Origin of the sequence: Microbacterium sp. SSM24, from assembly GCF_025989145.1 — a bacterium.
GTDB lineage: Bacteria > Actinomycetota > Actinomycetes > Actinomycetales > Microbacteriaceae > Microbacterium.
This window is the reverse complement of the sequence record NZ_JAPDNQ010000001.1, coordinates 870,172-892,120: the sequence shown is the minus strand read 5'-3', so window position 1 is coordinate 892,120 and position 21,949 is coordinate 870,172. Positions and strand designations below refer to the sequence as shown.

Annotated in this window: 20 protein-coding genes; 12 read left to right on the top strand and 8 right to left on the bottom strand. The window is 69.4% G+C overall.

Translation table 11 applies throughout. From position 1 onward, the window contains the following. The first annotated feature begins 24 nt into the window (after positions 1-24). From OL358_RS04155 to OL358_RS04135, 5 genes are read left to right on the top strand one after another with little or no spacing between them, the layout of a single operon-like run. The gene (locus tag OL358_RS04155; RefSeq protein WP_264708674.1) at positions 25-978 is read left to right on the top strand and encodes an ABC transporter permease; all 954 of its coding nucleotides are present in this window, start codon (positions 25-27) and stop codon (positions 976-978) included. Then, positions 975-1,838, top strand: a complete 864-nt coding sequence (locus tag OL358_RS04150) for an ABC transporter permease (RefSeq protein WP_264708673.1) — start codon at positions 975-977, stop codon at positions 1,836-1,838. The genes OL358_RS04155 and OL358_RS04150 overlap by 4 nt, the downstream gene beginning before the upstream one ends. Next, positions 1,835-3,505, top strand: coding sequence for a nickel ABC transporter ATP-binding protein NikE (nikE, locus tag OL358_RS04145; protein WP_264708672.1), 1,671 nt, complete (start codon positions 1,835-1,837; stop codon positions 3,503-3,505). The genes OL358_RS04150 and nikE overlap by 4 nt, the downstream gene beginning before the upstream one ends. A gap of 10 nt (positions 3,506-3,515) precedes the next feature. Continuing rightward, a complete protein-coding gene (locus OL358_RS04140; protein ID WP_264708671.1) occupies positions 3,516-3,995 on the top strand; it encodes a DUF3237 domain-containing protein in 480 nt (159 codons plus the stop codon). 45 nt (positions 3,996-4,040) lie between these two features. Then, on the top strand, positions 4,041-5,687 hold the full coding sequence (locus OL358_RS04135) for an amidohydrolase (RefSeq protein ID WP_264708670.1): 1,647 nt from the start codon (positions 4,041-4,043) through the stop codon (positions 5,685-5,687). A gap of 15 nt (positions 5,688-5,702) precedes the next feature. Here OL358_RS04135 and menE read toward each other — a convergent pair whose 3' ends face one another. From menE to OL358_RS04115, 4 genes are all read right to left on the bottom strand, one after another. After that, positions 5,703-7,229 carry an o-succinylbenzoate--CoA ligase gene (menE, locus tag OL358_RS04130; protein ID WP_264708669.1) on the bottom strand — a complete coding sequence of 509 codons (1,527 nt, stop codon included), beginning with the start codon at positions 7,227-7,229 and terminating at the stop codon, positions 5,703-5,705. A gap of 85 nt (positions 7,230-7,314) precedes the next feature. Next, positions 7,315-7,767, bottom strand: coding sequence for a MaoC family dehydratase (locus OL358_RS04125; protein ID WP_264708668.1), 453 nt, complete (start codon positions 7,765-7,767; stop codon positions 7,315-7,317). A 15-nt stretch (positions 7,768-7,782) separates the two neighbouring features. Beyond that, on the bottom strand, positions 7,783-8,667 hold the full coding sequence (locus OL358_RS04120; RefSeq protein ID WP_264708667.1) for an amidohydrolase family protein: 885 nt from the start codon (positions 8,665-8,667) through the stop codon (positions 7,783-7,785). Positions 8,668-8,736: 69 nt separating this feature from the next. Further along, on the bottom strand, positions 8,737-9,663 hold the full coding sequence (locus tag OL358_RS04115) for an SDR family NAD(P)-dependent oxidoreductase (protein WP_264708666.1): 927 nt from the start codon (positions 9,661-9,663) through the stop codon (positions 8,737-8,739). Between the two features lie 88 nt (positions 9,664-9,751). Here OL358_RS04115 and OL358_RS04110 point away from each other — a divergent pair, with 88 nt between their 5' ends. The 5 genes from OL358_RS04110 (at position 9,752) to OL358_RS04090 (ending at position 14,807) form a co-directional block, all read left to right on the top strand. Further along, positions 9,752-10,204, top strand: a complete 453-nt coding sequence (locus OL358_RS04110; RefSeq protein ID WP_264708665.1) for a MarR family winged helix-turn-helix transcriptional regulator — start codon at positions 9,752-9,754, stop codon at positions 10,202-10,204. Positions 10,205-10,743: 539 nt separating this feature from the next. Beyond that, positions 10,744-12,081 carry an HNH endonuclease signature motif containing protein gene (locus OL358_RS04105; protein ID WP_264708664.1) on the top strand — a complete coding sequence of 446 codons (1,338 nt, stop codon included), beginning with the start codon at positions 10,744-10,746 and terminating at the stop codon, positions 12,079-12,081. A gap of 34 nt (positions 12,082-12,115) precedes the next feature. After that, positions 12,116-13,228, top strand: a complete 1,113-nt coding sequence (locus tag OL358_RS04100) for a hypothetical protein (protein WP_264708663.1) — start codon at positions 12,116-12,118, stop codon at positions 13,226-13,228. Between the two features lie 178 nt (positions 13,229-13,406). Beyond that, a complete protein-coding gene (locus tag OL358_RS04095) occupies positions 13,407-13,757 on the top strand; it encodes a hypothetical protein (RefSeq protein WP_264708662.1) in 351 nt (116 codons plus the stop codon). Between the two features lie 315 nt (positions 13,758-14,072). Continuing rightward, positions 14,073-14,807: a hypothetical protein gene (locus OL358_RS04090; protein ID WP_264708661.1), complete on the top strand. Its 735-nt coding sequence runs from the start codon at positions 14,073-14,075 to the stop codon at positions 14,805-14,807. Between the two features lie 171 nt (positions 14,808-14,978). On the opposite strand, the gene OL358_RS04085 is transcribed toward OL358_RS04090, so the two are convergent. From OL358_RS04085 to OL358_RS04075, 3 genes are all read right to left on the bottom strand, one after another. Continuing rightward, positions 14,979-16,376, bottom strand: a complete 1,398-nt coding sequence (locus tag OL358_RS04085) for a recombinase family protein (protein ID WP_264708660.1) — start codon at positions 16,374-16,376, stop codon at positions 14,979-14,981. Positions 16,377-16,944: 568 nt separating this feature from the next. Further along, positions 16,945-18,126 carry a 4-hydroxybenzoate 3-monooxygenase gene (locus OL358_RS04080; protein WP_264708659.1) on the bottom strand — a complete coding sequence of 394 codons (1,182 nt, stop codon included), beginning with the start codon at positions 18,124-18,126 and terminating at the stop codon, positions 16,945-16,947. A 145-nt stretch (positions 18,127-18,271) separates the two neighbouring features. Next, on the bottom strand, positions 18,272-19,024 hold the full coding sequence (locus OL358_RS04075) for an IclR family transcriptional regulator (protein ID WP_264708658.1): 753 nt from the start codon (positions 19,022-19,024) through the stop codon (positions 18,272-18,274). A 176-nt stretch (positions 19,025-19,200) separates the two neighbouring features. On the opposite strand from OL358_RS04075, the gene OL358_RS04070 reads away from it, so the two are divergent. After that, the gene (locus OL358_RS04070; protein WP_264708657.1) at positions 19,201-19,854 is read left to right on the top strand and encodes a hypothetical protein; all 654 of its coding nucleotides are present in this window, start codon (positions 19,201-19,203) and stop codon (positions 19,852-19,854) included. Between the two features lie 32 nt (positions 19,855-19,886). On the opposite strand, the gene OL358_RS04065 is transcribed toward OL358_RS04070, so the two are convergent. Continuing rightward, positions 19,887-20,795: a LysR family transcriptional regulator gene (locus OL358_RS04065; protein WP_264708655.1), complete on the bottom strand. Its 909-nt coding sequence runs from the start codon at positions 20,793-20,795 to the stop codon at positions 19,887-19,889. A 110-nt stretch (positions 20,796-20,905) separates the two neighbouring features. Between OL358_RS04065 and OL358_RS04060 the strand changes: the two genes are divergently transcribed. Then, positions 20,906-21,934 carry an amidohydrolase family protein gene (locus tag OL358_RS04060; RefSeq protein WP_319805441.1) on the top strand — a complete coding sequence of 343 codons (1,029 nt, stop codon included), beginning with the start codon at positions 20,906-20,908 and terminating at the stop codon, positions 21,932-21,934. The last annotated feature ends 15 nt before the right edge of the window (positions 21,935-21,949 follow it).

Sequence of the window (21,949 nt, the reverse complement as noted above, 5' to 3'; positions counted from 1 at the left end):
GCGTGGGAAAGGAGGACAGGGGAAGTGAACGCTCTCACCCGCACCCTGCTGGGGCGACTCGGCGGACTCGTGCTGACGCTGTTCCTCGCGAGCATCGTCATCTTCTCTGCGGTGCTCCTCACCGGCGACCCGATCGCGGCGCTCGCCGGCGGCGCGAAGCCGACCCCCGAGCTCGTCGCGCAGATCCGCCTCGAGTATCACCTGGACGATCCCGTCTGGGCCCGCTACTGGATGTGGCTCAGCGGTGTCTTCCAGGGCGACTTCGGCCGGTCGTTCGTGTACAAGACCGACGTCGTCTCGCTCGTCGCCCCGCGCTTCGGAATCACCCTCCAGCTCGTCCTGCTGACCGTGGTGCTGATCCTGATCTTCGGCGTCGGGTCCGGCATCCTGGCCGCGACGCGCGGCGCCCGCACCGACCGCACCGTCGCCGTCCTCACCTCGCTGGGAATGGCCCTGCCCACGTTCGTCGTCGCGATCCTGCTGATCTGGATCTTCGCGAAGACGCTCGGCTGGTTCCCCGTGTACGGGGCGGGCGAAGGGTTCTGGGATCGCCTGTGGCATCTCGTGCTGCCCGCGATCTCGCTCGCGGTGCTCTTCGTCGCCTACATCAGCCGTGTGACACGCAGCGCGCTGATCGGGCAGCTCCACTCCGAGCACGTCGACACGGCCCGGGTGCGCGGCATCCCGGCGCGGCGGATCTTCGGGGTACACGTCTTCCGCAACGCGTCGCCGCAGCTCCTCGCGATCTCGGGGACCACGATCGCGGGGCTGTTCGCTGCGTCGGCGATCGCTGAGGTCGCGTTCGGACTCGGCGGAATCGGCTCGCTGCTCGTGCAGGCCGCCGCGCGCGCCGACCTCCCCGTCGTGCAGATCGTGTCGCTGCTGCTCGTCGTGATCTTCGTGGTGCTCAACGCCGTCGCCGACCTCATCAGCTTCGCGATCGATCCGACGAGTCTGTCCGAGGGGATGAACGCATGAGCGTCGGTCAGATCGCCCAGGGCGCCGTGCCCGGCGTCGCACGCCGCGTCGCGAAGAAGGACTGGACGTTCGTCGCCGCGCTCGTCGTCTTCGGGATCATCGTGGTCATCGCGATCATCGGCCCGTGGATCGCGCCGTACCCCGCGGACGAGCTCTACGTCGGCCCCGTGAACGGTGCGCCGAGTCTCGAGCACCTCTTCGGCACCGACGACGTGGGCCGCGACATCCTCTCCCGAGTGCTCGTCGGCGCGCAGGCCAGCGTCTTCGCCCCGATCGTCGTGGTGATGCTGTCGACGATCCTGGGACTCTCGCTCGCGGTCACGGCCGCGTGGTTCGGGGGCTGGGTGTCGGGCGGACTCGCCCGCATCGTCGACGTGATCTTCGCGATCCCCGGTCTCGTGCTCGCCGTGCTGGCCGTCGCGATGTTCGGCAAGGGGCTCGTCGCCCCGATCGTGGCGCTGTCCATCGCGTACATCCCCGTGGTCGCGCGTCTCACGCAGACCGCGGCGTCTCGCGAGCTCGGGAAGCCGTACTTCGCGGCCCTGCGTGTGCAGGGGGTGTCGAGCGCCGCGATGCTGCTGCGTCATCTCCTCCCCGCCCTCATCCCGCTCGTCGCGGCGCAGATGGCCGTCGGCTTCGGGTACGCGATGCTCGACCTCGCCGCGATCTCGTTCCTCGGCCTCGGGCAGCAGCCTCCCGCTCCCGACTGGGGATCGATGATCGCCGCCGGGCAGGCCAGCATCCTGGCCGGGGCGCCCGAGCAGTCCGTGTTCCCGGCGATCTTCGTCGTGGCCACCGTGCTCGCCGTCGGCGTCATCGGCGCGAGGGTCACCATCTGGGTCGAGGAGCGTGAGCGATGACGGATGCCGTGCTCGAGATCGAGGATCTCGACATCTTCGCGCCGGGGCCGAGGCAGCTGGTGTTCGGCAGCAGCCTGACGGTCGGGCGCGGCGAGGCCGTGGGCCTCGTCGGCGAGTCCGGCTCGGGGAAGACGCTGACCGTGCGCGCCGTCGCGGGACTGCTTCCCGAGGGCTTCACCACGGCCGGCGCGATCAGGATCGACGGGCAGGACATCGGCTCGATGAGCACCCGGGCGCTGAGTGACGTGCGCGCGCGACGGCTCGGCATGATCTTCCAGACCCCGCGCGCGCACCTCAACCCGCTGCGGACGATCGGCGACTTCCTGACGGAGGCGCTCGTCCACGTCGCGGGGGTGAAGGCCGCGACCGCCGATCGACGCGCGCGCGAGCTTCTCGACGAGGTGGGGATCACCGATCCCGCGCGGCGCATGCGGCAGTTCCCCGCCGAGCTGTCGGGCGGCCTGCTGCAGCGCGTGATGATCGCGGCGACGCTCGCGATGGATCCCGACATCCTCCTCGCCGACGAGATCACCACCGCCCTCGACGTGACGACGCAGGAAGAGGTGATGGCGGTCATCGCCGATCTGCGCGCGCACCGCGACCTCTCGCTCCTGTTCATCACGCACGACCTGGCGCTGGCCGGAGCCGTCTGCGACCGGGTCAACGTCATGCAGCACGGGCGGATCGTGGAGACCCTGCGGGCCGCCACGATGCGGCAGGACGCGAAGGACCCGTACACGAAGCTCCTCATGTCGGCGGCGCTCGACGAGGGCACGCCGATCGGAGCGGATGCCGCAGCCGAGGCGCCGATCCTCACGATCGAGGATCTGCGCAAGTCGTACCAGGTGCGCGCCGCTCGCGGTCGTGAGACGCTCGTCGCCGTCGACGGCGTGTCGATGCGGCTCGCCGCGGGCGGATCGCTCGGCATCGTCGGCGAGTCCGGCTCGGGGAAGTCGACGACGGCGCGCGTGCTCCTCGGCCTCGAGCGCGCCGACAGCGGCACGATCACGGTCGGCGGCGAGGACTGGAGCGTCCCCGCGCGCAGCGGACGGGACCGCCGCCATCGGGCGAAGATCGCGCAGATGGTGTTCCAGGATCCGTACCAGTCGCTCGACAGGCGTCAGACCGTGCGGCAGTGCCTCACCGAAGCGGTCCGCGTGCACCGGCGCAGGGCGGACAAGCGGGAGGTCGACGCGCGTATCCGCGAGCTGATGGCGCACGTGCGGCTCGACGAGGCGCTGCTCGACGTCCGGCCCCGTGCGCTGTCGGGTGGGCAGCGGCAGCGCGTCGCGATCGCGCGCGCGCTCGCCGCCGACCCTGTGCTGCTCGTGCTCGACGAGGCGGTCTCGGCGCTGGACGTGACGACGCAGGTCGAGATCCTCACCCTGCTCGACAGCATCCGTCGTGAGACCGGTGTCGCGCTGCTGATGATCACGCACGACCTGACGGTGATCCGCCGCCTGTGCGACCAGGTCGTCGTGATGCGCGCCGGGCGGATCGAGGAGTTCGGCACGGCCGCCGACATCCTCGACGACCCGCAGGCCGAGTACACCCGTCTGCTGCTGGACTCCATCCCTCGGGAAGGATGGACGCCGAAGCGCCGCCGCCTCGGCAGGACCCAGTCGCTTCCGACCGTGACCCGCAGCAGTGCCGTCGTCCCCGAGTGAATAGAGTCCCATGACCGCCGAACTGATGACCCCCGCCTTCGAGTACTGCTTCGAGCTGCGCTGCGCCGTCGACGACGAGGTTCCGCTCGGAGGCTCGACTCCCGGCGAGGGACTCCACTTCGCCCGGGTGTCGGGTGGAACGTTCGACGGCCCGCGGCTGCGGGGGCGCATCCTCGACAGCGGCGGCGACTGGTGGCACGGCCGGGGCCTCACCGTGACGCTCGACGCGCGCTACGTCATCGAGGCCGAGGTGACCGGCGGATCCGCCGGCGTCGAGGTCGTGAACCGCGGCATCTGGCGGACGGATGCCGCGACCTTCGAGCGGATGCTCGCCGGCGAGGACGTCGGCGAGGAGGAGCTCTACTACCGCACCGCCTTCGTCTTCCGCACCGAGCACCCCGAGCTGCAGTGGCTCACCGAATCCCAGTTCGTCGGGTACGCCCGAGCCGAGCCGGGGCACGTCGTCATCCGCGTCTTCCGGCTCGTCTGACCGCCGACGCCCTCCCCACCGATTCCACATCGCCGAAGGAAAGCCATGAGCGCCGAAACCATCATCGTCAGCGGACGCGTCTTCGACGGGAAGACGCTCACGTCGAGCACCGCGGTCGCGATCGGCGCGGGCCGCATCCTCCGCGTCGGTTCGGACGCCGACGTGCGCGACACAGCGGATGCCGCGACCCGCGTGATCGATGCGCGCGGCGGGCTCATCCACCCCGGCTTCGTCGACGCGCACGCGCACGCCGTGTTCGCGGGCGTCGAGCGGCTGAGCATCGACCTCACGCCGGCGACGACGGTGCCGGAGACCCTCAGCCTCATCCGGGAAGGGGCACAGCGCAGCGACGCCGAGTGGCTGACCGGAGGCGGCTGGAGCCATGAGCTCTTCCCGCTGCCGACCAGGCAGCAGCTCGACGAGATCGTGCCGGACCGCCCCGTCGCACTCAGCGACAACGGCCACCACACGCTGTGGGTGAACTCGAAGGCGCTCGAGCTCGCCGGCGTCGACCGGAACACCCCTCAGCCGCACAACGGCCACATCCACCTCGACGACGACGGCGATCCGGTCGGCTACCTGAACGAGACCGCGGCGGAGCTCGTGGGGCGCGTGATCCCTCCCGAGACCGACGACGCGATGTACGCGGGGCTCCTCAACGCGCAGGAGCACCTCTGGACGCTCGGGATCACGGGCTGGCATGAGGCGATCCTCGGCGAGTACAACGGCAAGGCCGACTGCACCCCGGCGTTCCTTCGGGGCATCGCCGACGGCACGCTCAAGGACCAGACCTCCGGCGCCCTGTGGATCGCGCCCGGTCTGCAGCGCGAGGGCGTGCCGGCACTCGTCGCGCGTTTCGTCGAGCTGCGCGAGCAGAACGCCGCCGCGGGGTTCGACACCGGCACCGCCAAGGCCATGATCGACGGGGTTCCGCACGGCGAGACCGCGGCTCTCCTCCAGCCGTACTCCAACCACACCCACGACGGCTTCACGGGGGAGCTGCACTTCGACGAGGACACCATCCGGGAGTTCGTGCTCCAGCTCGACGCCGCGGGGTTCGCGCTGCACCTGCACATCATGGGCGATCGCGGCATCCGCGTGGCCCTCGACGCGATCGAAGCCGCGCGCGCCGCCAACGGCGCCGGACGCCGCCATCACGTCGCGCACCTGTCGATGGTGCAGCCCGACGACGCGCGGCGCTTCGGGCCGCTCGGGATCACCGCGAACATCCAGGGACTGTGGGCCGCACCCGACCCGTTCGTCGTCGAGATGATCGGAGAGGAGCGGATGCTGCAGGGCTACCCCTTCCGCACGATGGCCGATGGCGGGGCCGACCTGGCGATGGGCTCGGACTGGCCGGTGTCGCCGGCCGACCCGTGGCTCGCGATCCACGTGGTGGTCAACCGCTGGGCGCCGCTCCCTCCGGGGATCGAGGCGCCGCCGTTGCCCCCCGGCGCGACACCGCCGACCCTCGACGCCGAGCATCAGTCGCTGACGCTGACCCAGGCGCTGAGCGCGTACACGAACGGATCGACCGAGCTCGTGCTCGGCCGGCCCGGCCGCATCCGGGTGGGTGAGCGCGCCGACATCGCGGTCGCGACAGCGGACCCGTTCACCCTCCCCGCCGAGGCGATCGTGTCGCTGCAGACCGCCGTGACCGTGGTCGCGGGAGAGGTCGTGTTCGAGCGCTGAGGCGAGACCCGGGTCTCAGCCCGCGCCGTACCGCTCGCGCAGGTCGTTCTTGCGCACCTTGCCCGACGCGGTGCGGGGGAGGTCGGCGACGACGATCACACGCGTGGGGATCTTGTAGCGCGCGATCCGATCGGTCAGCGCGGCGCGGACGGTGTCGGTGTCGACGCGGACACCGTCGCGCACGGTCACGACGGCGATCGGGACTTCGCCCCAGCGGTCGTCCGGGACGCCTATGACCGCGGCGCCGGTCACGCCCTCGAGCCCGGTGAGGACGTTCTCGACCTCGGCCGGATAGATGTTCTCGCCGCCCGAGATGATCATGTCTTTGAGCCGGTCGGCGATGTAGAGGTAGCCGTCCTCGTCGAGGCGGCCCAGATCGCCGGAGCGGAACCAGCCGTCGGGCGTGAAGGCGGCGGCCGAGGCATCCGGAAGCCCGTGGTAGCCCGCGAACACGTTCGGGCCCCAGATCTGGATCTCGCCGATCTCGCCCGTGGGCGCAGGCGAGCCGTCCTCCGCGGCGACGCGCACGTCGGTGAAGAAGTGCGGCAGCCCCACGCTCCCGGCCTTCGCGCGGGTCATCGCCGGCGACAGCGAGGTCGCGCCCGGCGAGGTCTCGGTCATGCCGTAGCCCTGGGTGAACGCCAGGCCGCGCGCCTCGAAGGCCTCGATGATGCGCGACGGCACGGCCGAGCCGCCGCACGTCAGCCGGCGCAGGGTCGACACATCGGTCGTGGACCACGACGGGTGGTCGGCGATGAGCTGGTACGTGGTCGGCACGCCCGACATCATCGTCACCGCGTGCTGCTCGATCAGGTCGAGCGCGCGACCGGCCTCGAAGCCCTTCTCGAGCACGAGTGTCGCGCCCTTGAGCATCACGGGGAGCGCCCCCATGCCGAGCGAGGCGACGTGGAAGAGGGGCGAGATCATGAGGGCGACGTCGTTCGAGTCGACGTCGTAGTCCACGATGCAGTTGAGAGCGACGGCGGTCAGGTTGCCGTGGGTGAGCACCGCGCCCTTCGCCCGCCCGGTGGTGCCGGAGGTGTAGACGATGGCGGCGGGATGCTGCGGTGAGGTCTCCACCGCAGCCGGCACCTCGCGCGCGGTGGCGAGCAGGCGGCTGAGCCCGGAGGCGCCGTGGCGACCGGATGCTCCCGTCTGCACGACCTGGACGTCCAGCGTCTCGAGCACCGGCGCCAGCCTGTCGGTGAACTCGGGGTCGTGCAGCAGCACGGTCGCGCCGGAGTCGGCCAGCACGTGGCGGATCTCGGGAGCGGCCAGGCGGGTGTTGATCGGGACGAACACGGCCCCGATCCGCACCGTGCCGAAGAGCGTCGCGAGGAACTCGGGACTGTTCTCACCGAGATAGGCGACGCGGTCGCCGTCGCGGATGCCGTGCTCGGCCAGGATCGCGGAGATCTGCTCTGCGGTGTGCGCGAGCTGGGCGTACGACAGCTGCTGCCCATCGCCGTGGATCAGCGCGGTCTTGTCGGGGTTCCTGAGACGGCGGCGGGGGAGCCAGGATCCGAGTCCGTGAGTCTGCATGGTTCTCTTCGTCGAGGAGGCGGACGCATCGACGCGTCCGAGGCGAGGATAGGGGAGGGGCGGACGGTTCGCCCGCCCCGGGGCGTCAGGCGTAGAAGCGGTACAGCCCGCGTGCGACCACGGCCGGCTTCGAGCCGCCCTCGATCTCGATCGTCTGGTCGACCACGAGCTGGTACCCGCCGGGGATCTCGGTCACCTCGGCGACGACGGCGTTCATCCGCACGCGCGCACCGACCGTGACGGGCGAGATGAAGCGCACCTTGTCGAGGCCGTAGTTGACCTTGGTGGTCACGTCGGTCACGTCGAGCAGCTCGGTCCAGAACTTCACCGCGAGAGACAGCGACAGGAACCCGTGCGCGATCGCGGCGCCGAAGGGCCCGTCCTTCGCGCGCTCCGGGTCGGTGTGGATCCACTGGTGGTCGTCGGTCGCGTCGGCGAAGAGGTTCACGCGGTCCTGCGTGACCTCGAGCCACTCGGACCAGCCGAGGTCGGTGCCGGCGAGGCCGGAGATCGCGTCGTAGGCGATGGTGGTGGTCATTGGTGCTCCGTTCGGTCAGGACGCCAGGCCGAGCAGGCGCACGGCGTTGTTCTTGAGGATTCCCGGCATGACGTCCGGCTTGAGCGCGGTCTGCTCGACGTCCGTGCGCCACCGGTCGGGGGTGAGCAGCGGGAAGTCGCTGCCGAACAGCACGCGGGTCTTCAGGTACGAGTTCGCGGCGCGCACGAGCGAGTCCGGGAAGTACTTCGGGCTCCAGCCCGACAGGTCGATCCAGGTGTTGTGCTTGTGGGTCGCGACCGAGAGCGCTTCGTCCTGCCACGGGACCGAGGGGTGGGCCATGATGATCTGCAGGTCGGGGAAGTCGGCGGCCACCGGGTCGAGCAGGATCGGGTTCGAGAGGCCGAGCCGCAGGCCGCGGCCGCCGGGGAGACCCGCGCCGATCCCGGTCTGGCCGGTGTGGAAGAGTGCCGGGACACCGGCATCCTGCAGCACTGCGTACAGCGGGTAGTGCCGCTCGTCGCTCGGGTCGAACCCCTGCACGGTCGGGTGGAACTTGAAGCCGCGCACCCCTGAGTCGTCGATCAGGCGGCGCGCGCGGTCGACGGCGTCGGGGCGCCGCGGATCGACGGAACCGAACGGGATCAGCACATCGTTGTTGCGTGCGGCGCCCTGAGCGACCTCGTCGCTGGAGATCGGCGCGTGCCCGAGCTGGGTCTCCGCATCGACGGTGAAGACGACGGCGGCCATGCGGCGCTCGCGGTAGTAGGCCGCGACCGAGTCGAGGTCGGGCCTCGGCCCGTCGGCGGAGAAGTAGGTCGAGGCGGCGTCGACGAGGTCTCCGGGCAGCGAGTGGTGCCCGTGTCCGTCGACCTCGATGTGGACGTGCACGTCGATCGCGGTCAGCGCGTCGACGTCGATCGCCGGTTCGTAGCGCGTCATGTGCGGGTTCTCGTCTCTGTCGTGGATTCGGATGCCGCGGGGTTCGGGTTCGTCCGCGGCATCCGAAGATCAGGCCTTCGGGCGCTCCAGCTCGGCGGGAAGCGGCGGGAACTTCTCGCCCACGGACTGCTGGCGGCCGTCGAAGATCTCGGCGGCCTCCTCGTCGAGCGCCTCGGACGACCAGCCGCCCTCGCGGTAGGTCGTGAAGACGGCCTCGGGGTGGGACCACAGCTGCAGACGGTCTCCGCCGATGCCGATCGCCTGGCCGGTGATGCCGGCTGCGGCGTCCGATGCGAGGTACGCGATGAGCCCGGCCACGTCGTCGGAGGTGCCGAAGCCGAGGTCGTGTCGGAAGAAGGCGGGCATGGGCTCGCCGGCGGCGTCGGCCTCGACGGCGGCGGCGAAGTAGGGGACGGTCGCCGTCATGGCGGTGGCGGCGACCGGGATGACGGCGTTCGCGGTGATGCCGGCGCGCTTGAGCTCGAGCGCCCACGTGCGGACCATGCCGACGATGCCGGCCTTGGCTGCGGCGTAGTTGGTCTGGCCGAAGTTGCCGCGCTGACCGGTGGGGGAGCCGATGCAGATGATGCGGCCGGCGACCTCGTTCTCGCGCATCCAGGTCGCGGCCTCGCGCACGCACGTGAAGGTGCCGCGGAGGTGCACGGTGATGACGGTATCGAAGTCGTCGTCGCTCATCTTCCACAGCACGGTGTCGCGCAGCACGCCGGCGTTGGTAACGAGGATGTCGAGGCGGCCGAAGCTCTCGACGGCGGCGGCCACGAGCTTCTGGGCGGTTTCGGTCGGACCGACCGGTGCGACCACGGCGACCGCGCGGCCGCCCAGTGCCTCGATGGAGGCGACCGCTTCGGCGGCGGTGGCCTCGTCGACGTCGTTGATGACGACGGATGCTCCCTGCCGCGCCAGTTCCTGCGCGTAGGCCAGGCCCAGCCCGCGGCCGGATCCGGTGACGATGGCGACTTTGTCCTGCAGTGACATGGGGGTCCTCTCGGTGACGAGACCATTGGAGCATAAAATGATTGAGAAAGTCAATGATTGCGAGACTCATCCTTGCTACCATCGACGCATGACGAGCGCAGGGACCGACGAGCGAGAGTCGACGACCCGCCTCGATGATGATCTGAGCTTCCTGATCGCGCGCGCCAACGCGCTGTCGATCGCCGCCGGCAACGCCGCCCTCGCCGACTTCGGCCTGCGGGTGCGCTCCTACTCGGTGCTCTCGATGGCGGCGGAAGCGGTGGGGCCCTCGCAGCGCGAGATCTCCGACCACCTGCGCCTCGACCCGAGCCAGGTCGTCGCGCTCGTCGACGACCTGCAGGGGCGCGAACTCGTCGAACGGCGGCCCGATTCGCGAGACCGTCGCGCGAATGTGGTCGTGGCGACGGCGGCAGGACGCACGCTGCTCGCCGAAGCGCGCGCTGCCGTGCTGGGTGCCGAGCGCGCGCTCCACTCGCAGCTCGCCGACGATGATCGCGCGGTGCTGGTGGAACTGCTGCGCAGAATCGCCTTCTCCGGCTGAGCGGCCGGGAGAGATCACGGAGCGCGCGTGGCGCTCACCTCTGCCCCGCCGTGCGTGAGCGTGCCGATCTCCTCGTCCTCGTGGATCGCCTGCGGGTACCGGCGGAAACCTCGGGTGATGACCGCGAGATAGATCGCCCCGAGCGGGATTCGCTCGGGTTCCCTTCCGTGTCGGGGGATCGGGGTGGTGGAGATGCGCTGGGCGGTAAGGGCGCGTTGGGGTGAGGGGTGTTGTGGCGCCGATTGGAACCGGGGTCTTCGGCGCGTTCGCGCAGGCGCGGCGTTCGCGCTGGCGGGCTCCGGGGCATTGGTGGCGTCGGGGGCTCGCCGAGGGGCTCGCCGAGGCGTTCGCGGCGTCGGGGCTCGCCGATTCGGGCATGCGATTCCGGCCGGCGCGATGGGCCTCGGCGACCTCCTCTGGGGTGTGTCGGTTCCTCCACAGGGGAGTGGGAATCGGGTTGTCCACAGGTTTGCTTTGGTTTGTTGATCTGGGGGTTTTCTGGGGTTCGGATGTCGGTGGTGGGTGGCAGTCTCGGAGGTATGGACGCCCTCGCCGACACCCTGCAGCAGGTGGAACGCCTGCTTGGCGACGCGGCCACCGGGGTGTTCGACGGTGCCGGGTTGCGCGCAGCGGACGATCCTGAGTTGTTGGGGTTGTTGGCGCAGGTCGCCGCGGTCTCACGGCTGGTCGACGCGGTGCTGGTGGGGGTGGTGGGTGAGGTGGTGGTGCGGGCGGATGCTGCGCCGCACGCGGAGCGGATCACCACCGTGCACGGCTGCCGGTCGGTGAAGGAATTGGTGCAGCGGGTGACCCGGCAGTCGTCCCGGACTGTCGCGGAGGTGCTGCGCGGCGCGGGCGCGGTGGCCCAGCCGGTCGCGCCGACGACGGGCGAGGTGCTGCCCGCGGCGTATCCGGCGATGCGTGAGGCGCTCGCCTCGGGAGCGGTCGGGGTCGACGGGCTCGCCGCGGTGGTGGCTGCGTTGGACGGGGCGGGGTGTGCGGCCCAGGCGCGGCGGGCGGCCGAGGCGGAGCTGGCCGCGGCCGCCCGCGGTGCCGGGTGCGATGGGGCACCACCACCGGGCGCGGATGAGTTGCGGGTGCAGGCGCAGGTGTGGGCGATGTTCCTGGACCAGGACGGTGCCGAACCCCGCGAGACCCGGGCGCTGCGCAAACGAGGACTGACCCTCGGGGTGTGCCGGGACGGACTGGTCCCCATCCGCGGGCAGCTGCTGCCCGAAGTCGCCGGGCAACTCGAAACCCTCTTCCACGCCATCCTCAACCCCAAGGGCGACGGACCCGAAACACCCACCGGACCGCACTTCACCGTCGTCGACACCGCCGTCGACACCGTCGTCGACGACGCGGGGGTGCCGGGGGTGCCGGCGGGGTGGGATGACCGGGAGGCGCCGTTCGAGGATCAGGCTGATCCGCGTACCCGGGTGCAGCGGCAGCACGACGCGTTCGCGACGATCCTGACGGTCGCGGCCCGCTCCGCCGAAGCGCCGACGATCGGGGGCGCCGCCCCCACGCTCGTGGTCTCCGTCACCGAGCAGGACCTGCGCACCGGGACCGGGCACGCGCACCTCGACGGCTGTGACGAACCCGTCCCCCTCACCGTGGCCCGCCACGTCGCCTGCACCGGCACGATCCAACGCGTCACCAGCGACCAGACCGGCCGGATCCGCGCGATCCACACCATCGACCGGGTCTTCGGGCCGCACCAGCGCAAAGCCATCACCCTCCGCGACGGCGGCTGCATCATCCCCGGCTGCCACGTCCCGGCCGCATGGTGCGAGATCCACCACGTCCACGAACACGCCCACGGCGGACCCACCCACACCGACAACGGTGCAAGTTGTGAATACGCCCTCTCGTAGCATATGGACGTCGGCTGCAAACTAAGGGGTCTGAGTGAACCTACTGTCGGCCGTGATGCCGGGTATTCGGGAAGCGCGTACTCCACTGTCGATCGGCGCAATGTGGATGACGTGCGTCTTCCTTGTTGCGGTGCCGAATTGGTCCGACCTGGCGGGACTCTTCCCCGGCCTGAAGTGGGTAGCCGAGGCACTGCGCGCTGTCCCTGTCGTTTACGTCTTCGGCGGTCTCGCCTTTGCGGCGTATCTCGTTGGGCTCGCCACGCAGCCGCTGTCTACCTACTTCGGAAAGCTGCTGTTGCGACCTCTCGTTCGGGCCGAGACTCGGGCGGATGTTCCCGATGGGAGGGCGGCGCGCGCGCTCTTCATGTGGGTGCGTAAACGGGTTGATGTCAGCCGATACCTTGCTCCCATCAGCGATGCAGTCACCAGTGCGTATGTGAAGGCGGGGCTTCCGGCCACGATGTCCCTCCACTATGAGTCCGCCAAGATCTTGGGCCGACTAGACGCTACGGCCTTGCAGCTCTGGAAGAGCAATCCCGATCAGTATCAGGAATACGACCGACTTCGCGCCGAGCGGAACTTTCGGCGAGGCGTGTGGCTGCCGCTCCTGGGGATTGGTCTGGCAATCGCGTTACAGCTGACTTTCTGGGTCGGCCTGCTGGAATTTGGCCTGGTCCTGGCTGGCTGCATTGTGCTGCTCTATCAGTCGTGGGCGCTAGATCAACGGCGGACAGTGCTCATCGCGAATGCGCTCTTTCAAGGGCTAGTCGAGGATTCGGAGCTGAAGACTTTGGTGCAAACCCTTGCAACGCTCACGCTGCCTCCCAACTGGCGGGAGCAGGAGTCCGTGCGGTGCGCGGTGACGGCAGTAGCGTTCGCGAAGATGGGCGACTTTGAGGAGAGCGACAATCTCACTTGGGAGGCGGCTGATGCGGTAGTCGGAGACGCCGTCCCGGACCTCCACTTCAGCGATCGAACGGTGGATCTAAACAGCAAGAAGTCGCGACGGGCGATAGCTGAAGTCGCCGACACTGTCCGCGACGTGTATATCTCGAATCAGGAAGCAGACGAGATTCCGGTGTTCGACGCCCGGCTGAAGAAGGCGCTCGATCGAATCTCGACAGCGGGGCGCGAAGCGCCCGCTTGACTTGAATCTGCAACGTAACTCGGAACTTTTCCAAGCCCGTCGGCGGCAAGGAATCGCGCAGCGATTCCGCGGCAGCTCACCCGTCCGCGGTCCGTTGATCCGGCCCTTCCTATCACCCCCTCGCGTGTCGGCTACGTCGACGCGAGGGTGCCGAAGCTAGACGATGGATACTGTCGCCATGGTCTCTTCTGATCGGTCCAAGGCAACCGGCGACACCCCATACGACATCGTGGTCGGCGTGCTGATCGTGCCGCAGATCCTGGTCTCAGCGTTCGCCCTGTTCTACGTGTGGTTCTTGGGGATGTACTCCGTTGGCTGCAGTCGTCGCTGCGATTATCAGCTCGACTATGCAGCGAGCGTTGCACTCGTGATTGCGGTCGCTCTCATTACCGCACTCACGCTTGCCGCACTAATCGTGTGGCGACGCCAGGGCTGGAGGACGTGGCCGATCGCGCTCGCAGGGGTCGTCCTCACGATCCTCGCGGCGTTCGTTGCAGACCTTGTGGTCCAGTCCGCGTACGCGTACTGATTGCTCAAGCGATATCGCTGAATCTGCATGATCTGGAAGGCCTGGCTATGCATTGTGCACGCATCTTGACGAAACGTTCAGCATTCTGCTTGACTGAGCCAGAGCTCGTGCTGATGGAGACCGTACCCAAGTCCTAGCGAGCGAAACCAAAACTGAGGAGCCCTTGCTTGGGAGGGCTGCGCGGCACTACTCGGCCAGTGTCTGGAAATAATCGCGCGAAACTACACGACCCGTTGGGCCGCCCTTGTTGGCACGCCTCAGAACAGGTCGCTCGTGGTCTCCCAGTCACCCTCCTATCTGGCTCCGCTCGTTCGCATGGATGCGGGGTGGTCCTTCACTCTCGTTCCCGCAGCGGCTGAAGGCGGTGGATCGTTTCGCGCGTCTACGCGCCGTGTCCCCGATTACGTCGCGCGCGGTGACGCAGTTGATCCCGAACGTGCGGCATCGGAGGCTGCTCGTCGTGCCCGCACGAAGCTCCGTCGCTATTGCGCGGCCAACGTGCTCAACCGACTCGGGACCCTCACGTACCGCGGTGACGGGAACCATGATCCTGCGCTGATCCGTGAACACCTGGGCGAGTTCTTCCGCGATCTGCGGGCTCGGCTGGGTGGTGATCCGCTCCCGTATGCGTGGGTGCCGGAGTGGCATCCGTCCGGTCATGGCCTGCACGCGCACTTCGCGGTGGGACGCTTCATCAAGCGCCGGATGATCGAGGATGCTTGGGCCCACGGGTTCATCTCGATCAAACTGCTGAGCAATCTGCCTGTCGGATCGTCTTCGCTCTCGGAGGCCCGGATCGCGGGTGGCTATCTCGCAAAGTACGTAGCGAAGACTTTCGCGGACGCGGACACTCGCGATCTCGGCGCGCATCGATACGACGTCGCGCAGGGCTTCCAACCAGCCCAGATCCGGTTCACCGGCCCAAGTCGTGGAGACGTGCTCAATCAAGCATCAGAGCACCTTGGCGACACTCCGCACGAGATCTGGGACTCATCCCAGGCGGACGATTGGCAGGGGCCTCCCACGGTGTGGGCGCAGTGGGGTCGATGATGGGCGCTGTGGATCCGGTCGCCCTGGCCGCTTGGGTCACGCGGACCTGTGAAGCGCAGGGCGTACCTGTGCACGTGTCGGACTCGACCGTCCTCGACCGTGTGCGGGCGCTGCTCGGACCCGGCGGGCCGGCAGCGGGATCCCGGAGGGACCCGCGGAGGCCGGCGGGTCCTACAGCACCCACACTGGGCTGATCCGCTCGGGATCGAACCGTCCCAGTTTCGTCGCGGGCATGATGATCGCGTAGTCCAACACCGCACGCATGATCGCGTGCTGTCGCTCGAGGTTCATCCCTTCCCACCCCGCGGTGAGGGCGACGCCTTGCCCGACGATTGCTTCGAGTGTGCTCGATCCGGCAAGCCGCGCGATCTGCTGGTCGGTCGCGGTGATCTGATGCTCGAGCGGGTCCCGGGCCGCTTTCCATTCCAGGCGTGAGATCTCGCCTTCTGCGAACATCTGCCCAAGTTCTTCCATTCGGGCGCGTAGCCGGTCGTGGTCGGCGGCAAGTTCCCCGTGCCGTGCGTCGTCTGCACGCTGCCCGGTGAGAACGGCCTGCATGTCCGCAGTGTCGAGTCGGTAAAGCACCGCTGCGGTCAGCCATTCCTCTACTGGTGGGGCGGCAACCGTGATGCCGCCACATCCCCGGTGGTCCGCCCCGGACATGCACACGTACCGTCGCTCCTGGCCGCGTGCCGACGAGAACAGCTTGCCGCCGCACTTCCCGCACCTGAGCATCCCCGACAACAGGTAGCGGCGTGGCGCTCTGCGTCCTGCGGCTTGCTTGGTCGCTGACGCGGCCATGATCTGCTCGTGCTGCTCACGGGTGATGATCGGCTCCCATATCGCCTCCGCGACCGCTTCCCCGTGGTGCGATCGCAGGCCCGCGATCCGGGGTGCGCGGAGGATGCCGCGCACGGTCGTTGATCGCCAGGCGGCGCCGCTCGAGGTCGGGATGCCGCGCTCCTCGAGTTCCGCGGCCAGCGACCGCGCCGACTCGCCCGCGATGTAGCGTCCCGCGATTTCGCGGATGATCTCGGCCTCGACGGGGTTGACGGTGATCTTGTCGGCCTCGTATCCAAAGGGGCGATTCGCTCCACCACCGGGCCTACCTAGCTCGGCGTTCTGGCGGGCCTTACGTCGTAGCCTCTCCGACTTCCGCCCGGACTCCTTCGCGGCGAACGCGGCGAAGATCCGCGCCATGAACAAACCGTCATCGGTCCCGAGATCCACATCCGCGGTCACGGTGTTGACCTGGCGCACTCCCGCCCGCTCGCACACGGCCACGAACTCCTCGAGCTCAACCGGTCGCCGTGTGAGCCGGTCCATGTTGTGAACCAGCACGGCATCGCGCAGCCCGTCGCGAATGTCGGTCAGCATCCGCGCATACTCCGGGCGCTGCTTCCCGGAGTACGCGGACACATCGTTGTCGACGTACTCCGCGGCCACCGTCCATCCGCGATCCTCTGCGAGCTTGCGGCAGTCTTCGAGCTGTCGCTGCACACCGAGAGCCTGCCCGGTAGGGTCCGACGAGATGCGCGCGTAGATCGCTGCCGAGCGGGGCTTGTTCATACGGTCATATTACGAACGTGTGCGCAACGGTGTCCTGCTGTGCTGGCACCACCACCGCACCCTCGACACCAGCGGCTGGACCATCCGCATGCGAAACGGCATCCCCGAAATCCGCGGCCCCTCCTGGTGGGACACCACCGGCCGATGGCGACCCACCACCACCTCACCCACCCGCCTCCGACAACACCACGCCACACACCACGCCGCCCGCAGCGGATGAACGAGAGCGCACGCCCGCAGCGGCGGGACGGGTATGTAGGAAGGTCGGCCAATGCGTTGTGGCCGGCGCGCCACATGGCGCACCGCCGGCGACGGCTGAACGCGCGACGGACGCTGGCCCTTCGCGTTGACCCCGGAACGCCACGCGGCGCACGCAGCCGGCGACGGCTCCACGTGCGCGAACGGGCGCTCGCCCGGGTTCGCGACGGCACGCAGCTCATCGCCGGCGACGGGCCCACGTGCGCGAGCGGGCGCTCGCCCGGGTTCGGGACGCCACGCGGCTCACCGCCGGCGACGGCTCCACGCGCGCAAGGCGACTCGCCTCCCGCGCCGCCTCACCGTGCGGTCGTCATGCCTCGTGCAGCCACCCGGTGTAGGCCTCGGCGAGGTACGTCTGACCCGCCACGGACTCCACGACCGAGCGCAGCTCGCCCAGCTGACGCAGGCGGTCGAAGTCGGATGCCTCGGCCGTGACGTGCAACATGCTCGTCATCCACCACGAGAAGTGCTGCGCCTTCCAGATGCGCTTCAGCGCCCGCTCGGCGTAGCCGTCGATGAGGCGCTCGTCGTCGTCGAGCAGCAGTGCGCGCAGCGCGCGTTCGAGGAGCACGACATCCGCCACCGCGAGGTTCATGCCCTTCGCGCCGGTCGGCGGCACGGTGTGGGCCGCGTCGCCGACCAGGGCGGCACGTCCGCGGCGCAGCTCGTGGGCGACGAAGCTGCGGAACCGCAGCACATCCCGCTGGAAGATCGGCCCCTCGGCCAGGGTCGTGCCGGGAACGCGCGCCTGCAGCGTGTCCCAGATCTGCGCGTCCGACAGCGCGTTCGGGTCTGCGTCGGGGTCGCACTGGAAGTACATCCGCTGCACCGTTGGACTGCGCTGGCTGATCAGCGCGAACCCGTCGGGCGAGTTGCTGTAGATCAGCTCATGGGCGCTGGGCGGCGCCTCGCACAGGATCCCGAACCACGCGAACGGGTACTCGCGGAAGAATCCGCCTTCCCGCGAGGCGCCTGTGACCGCTTCGCGCACGACGCTGCGCGACCCGTCAGCGCCGACGACGAACTCCGCCTCGATCCGCAGCTCCTCGCCGTCGAGACTCGTCGCTGTCACGACCGGCCGATCCGAATCGACAGCCTCGGCGCGGACCGCGCTCGTCTCGAACCTGATGTCCTGCCCGGCAGCAAGCCGCGCCGCGATGAGGTCCTTCAGCACCTCGTGCTGGGGATAGAGCCACACGGCACGACCGGTGAGACTGGGGAAGTCGATGCGATGACCCTGACCGTCGAAGCGCAGCTCGATGCCGTCGTGGCGGCTCCCCACGGTGTTCACCCGGTCCGACGCGCCGGACTCGGTGAGCACGCGCACCGTCTCCTGTTCGAGGATGCCAGCCCGGATCGTCGACTCGATCTCCTCCCGGCTGCGCTTGTCGATCACGATCGAGTCGATGCCGGATGCCGCGAGCAGGTGCGAGAGCAGCAGCCCGGCGGGGCCGGCGCCGACGATGGCGACACGGGTGCGGATGGTGGACATGGTCGTCTCCCTCGACGGCAGGCGGATGCTGCATCCCAGTGTCGACCGCCGCTCGCCGGCCCGGGGCATGCTCCCATTCAACGGGAGTCACCGTAGTCCCTCCATCAGTCGCCAAGACACGTGGAGGGCAGAGGTGAGGCGGGCGTCAGCGTCGATCAACGCGCAGCGCCGCCTCGGTCCCCGTCGCAGCCGCGCGCAGGGCCGCGATCGCGGCATCCGGAGCCGTCTCGCGGGGGAGCACGACGGAGAGTGCTGCGATCACCTCGCCGGCGTCGCGGATCGGCACGGCCACGCCGGTCGAGACGGCCTCGACGGAGCCCGGTGCGACCACCACCCCGGCGCGCCGCACGTCGGCGAGCAGTCGTCGCAGGCGCGCAGGATCGGTCACCGTCTCGGGCGCGAGTGCCCGCAGGGGCCCGGCGAGCACGCGCTCGCGCACCGCGGCGGGAGCGTGCGCCAGGAGCACGAGCCCCGACGAGGACGCATGCAGGGGAAGCCGGCCGGCCACGCGCGTGATGTTGGCGCCCGCGTCGGGATGCGAGAGGCGCTCGAGGAACAGCGCCTCGTCCTGTTCCATCACGGCGAGCTGCGTGTGCTCGCCGATGTCGGCCTGCACCTGCTCCATGTGCGGAAGCGCGGCCTGGCGCAGCCGCAGCGCGGTCGAGCCGCGCAGTGCGAGCTCCCACAGGCGCATGCCGAGATGCACCCGACGGTCCTCGTCCCTCTCGAGGAGGCCCGCGTCGACGAGCTCGTCCACCATCCGGTGAGCCGTCGACGACGGAAGACCCGCGCGACGTCCGATCTCGGAGGCCGACTGCATCGAACGCTCGGCCGTGAACGTCTCGAGCACACGCACGATGCGCTCGGTCATCGAGTCGCCGGAGGGCGAGTTGGCCATGCGCCAAGGATCGCACGGGTCGCGGTCGTGCCGCGCCGCCCGTCGTCGTTCCGCGCACCCGCGCGCTGCGGCCCCGCGGACGTGCGCCGCTCGGACCCGCACCGAACCGCACCGAACCGCACCGACCCGCACCGAGCCGCGCCCCGAGCCTTCCGCGGCGGCAGTAGCCTCGGTGCATGTCCTCACCCGCGCCGGATCCCGCGACGCCCTGGGTCCCGCTGCCGGCCCGCGCCGCCGCGGATCTGCTCGGGCCGAGTTCTGCGCGCTGGTGGCTGTCGGGCGGGGCTGCCCTCGATCACTGGCTGGGGCGCAGCATCCGCGAACGCCCGAATACGGACGTCAGCACGACGCCCGCCCACCTCGGCGCACTGATCGAGGCTCTCCCCTCCGGATTCAGCGCGTGGGCGCCGGCGGGCCAGGACGCGGTCGTGGCGTGGGCCGATGCCGACCTCGAGACCGACCTTCAGCCGATCCGCATCCGCGACGACGAGACGGGAGCGTGGGTGCTGCAGCTGAATGTCGAGGACGGCACGGATGCCGCGTGGATGTACCGCCGCGATCCGCGCCTCCAGCTGCCCTGGGATCGCGCGGTGCTCGAGATCGACGGCATCCCGACGGGCGCTCCCGAGGTCCAGCTGACGTGGAAGGCACTGCGTCCTCGCCCCCAGGACGACGTCGACAAGGATGCCGTGCTCCCGGGGCTCTCCGACGACGCCCAGGCGTGGTTCGAGCGCGCGATCCTCACGGTGCACCCGCATTCGACGTGGTCGATCCATGTGCGGAGCCCGTTCGCCCCGGCCAAGGCGAGCTGGAACCGCCGCAAGGACTGACCCCTCGCCCGGCGCGGTCGAGCGCAACGGGCCTACGCCACGCGGTACTCGCCGGCAGCGACCGCGTCGAACATCACGGAGCGGAACCAGCGCTGCGCCGGCGACAGGCTCGCCTCGCCGCGCGAGTAGATCGCGACCGGAGTGCTGCGCGCGGGCCACGGCAGTTCGGCGATGCGCAGCCCGGGGAACCAGCCGCAGAAGACGTCGGCGACATGCCGCGGGAGGAGCACGACGAGATCGGTCGCCTCCAGGACGGCGGGAACGGTGGCGTACTCCTCGACGGTCAGCTTCACCTGCGGCATCAGCCCCTGCTCGATCATCGCCTGCAGCGGGTAGACGTGTCCGCCGCGGGCCGAGACCCGCACGAACCGGCGCCCCTCGAACATGCGCGGGCCCGTCGTCGGCAACGGGTACGCCTCCGACGACAGCGCGACGTACTCGACGCTGCGGATCGGGGTGCGCCACAGATGCGGCGACTCCATCAGCGACACGGTGACGGCGAGGTCGATCGTTCCGCGCAGCAGGCCGTCCGCGACCAGGTCCGCGTCGAGCCGCTCGACCTTCAAGTGCAGGTGGGGCGCCGCCTGCGCGAGCGCCGGCATGATCGGCGGAAGGAAGGTCTGCTCGCCGATCGAGGTGAGCGCAAGGGCCAGCTCGCCGTCGAACGTCGCCGGATCGAACTCGTCCGGGCTGCTCACCGTCGCGTCGATCTGCGCGAGCGCCTCGTGCAGCGGGCCGAACAGCCGGCTCGCACGCGGCGTCGGCACCATCACATGGCCCTGCCGGTGGAACAGGTCATCGCCGAATCGCTGCCGCAGCTGCCGGAGGGTGTAGCTCACGGTGGGCTGCGTGACGTGCAGCCGGTCCGCGGTCGCCGTCAGACTCCGCAGTTCGTACAGCACGACGAACGTGCGCAGTTGGTTCAGATCAGGAAGCGGCATCCATCGATCCCATCTATTCGCAGCGGCACATGAATCTATTGGACCACACGCCTCGCGCGATTTAGAGTCGTGGCGACAGCATCCGCTCCGCAGTGACGAGGACCCGCGCGTTGATCATCGACATCCACGGCCACTACACGACCGCGCCGGCGCAGCTGGGAGCGTGGCGTGACCTGCAGATCGCCTTCGCCGACGGCGTCGCGGATGCTCCCGATCCGGCGACTCTCCGCATCAGCGACGACGACATCCGCGAGACGATCGAAGCGAACCAGCTGAAGCTCATGAACGAGCGCGGCAGCGATCTCACGGTCTTCAGCCCGCGTGCATCGTTCATGGCGCACCACATCGGCGATCTGGCCGTGAGCGAGACCTGGGCGCGCATCTGCAACGACCTCGTCGCGCGCGTCGCGCAGCTCTACCCGGATCGGTTCCTGCCCGGCGCGATGCTGCCGCAGTCGCCCGGTGTCGACCCGAAGACGACCCTCGCCGAACTCGACCGCGCGGTGAACGATCTCGGCGTCGTCACGGTCAACCTGAACCCGGACCCGTCCGGAGGATTCTGGACCGCACCGGCGCTGACCGACCGCTCCTGGTACCCGATCTACGAGAAGCTCGTGGAGTACGAGCTCCCCGCGATGATCCACGTCAGCACGTCGTGCAAGCCGGTCTTCCACACCACCGGCGACCATTACCTCAACGCCGACACGACCGCGTTCATGCAGCTGCTCAAGGGCGACCTGTTCCGCGACTTCCCGGACCTGAAGTTCGTGATCCCGCACGGCGGCGGGGCGGCCCCGTATCACTGGGGGCGCTTCCGCGGCCTCGCGATGGCGCTGCGCAAGCCCGACCTCGAAGAGCACCTGCTGAACAACGTGTTCTTCGACACGTGCGTCTACCACCAGCCCGGGATCGACCTGCTCACCACGGTCATCCCCGCCGATAACATCCTCTTCGCCAGCGAGATGATCGGCGCCGTCCGCGACATCGACCCGCGCACCGGGCACTACTTCGACGACACCAAGCGGTACGTCGACGCGACGCCCCACCTCGACGACGCGCAGCGCAGTGCCGTCTTCGAGGGGAACGCGCGCCGCGTCTACCCGCGCCTGAATCGCGCCCTCGTGGCGCGCGGCCTCTGAGCCCCACCCTGGAGA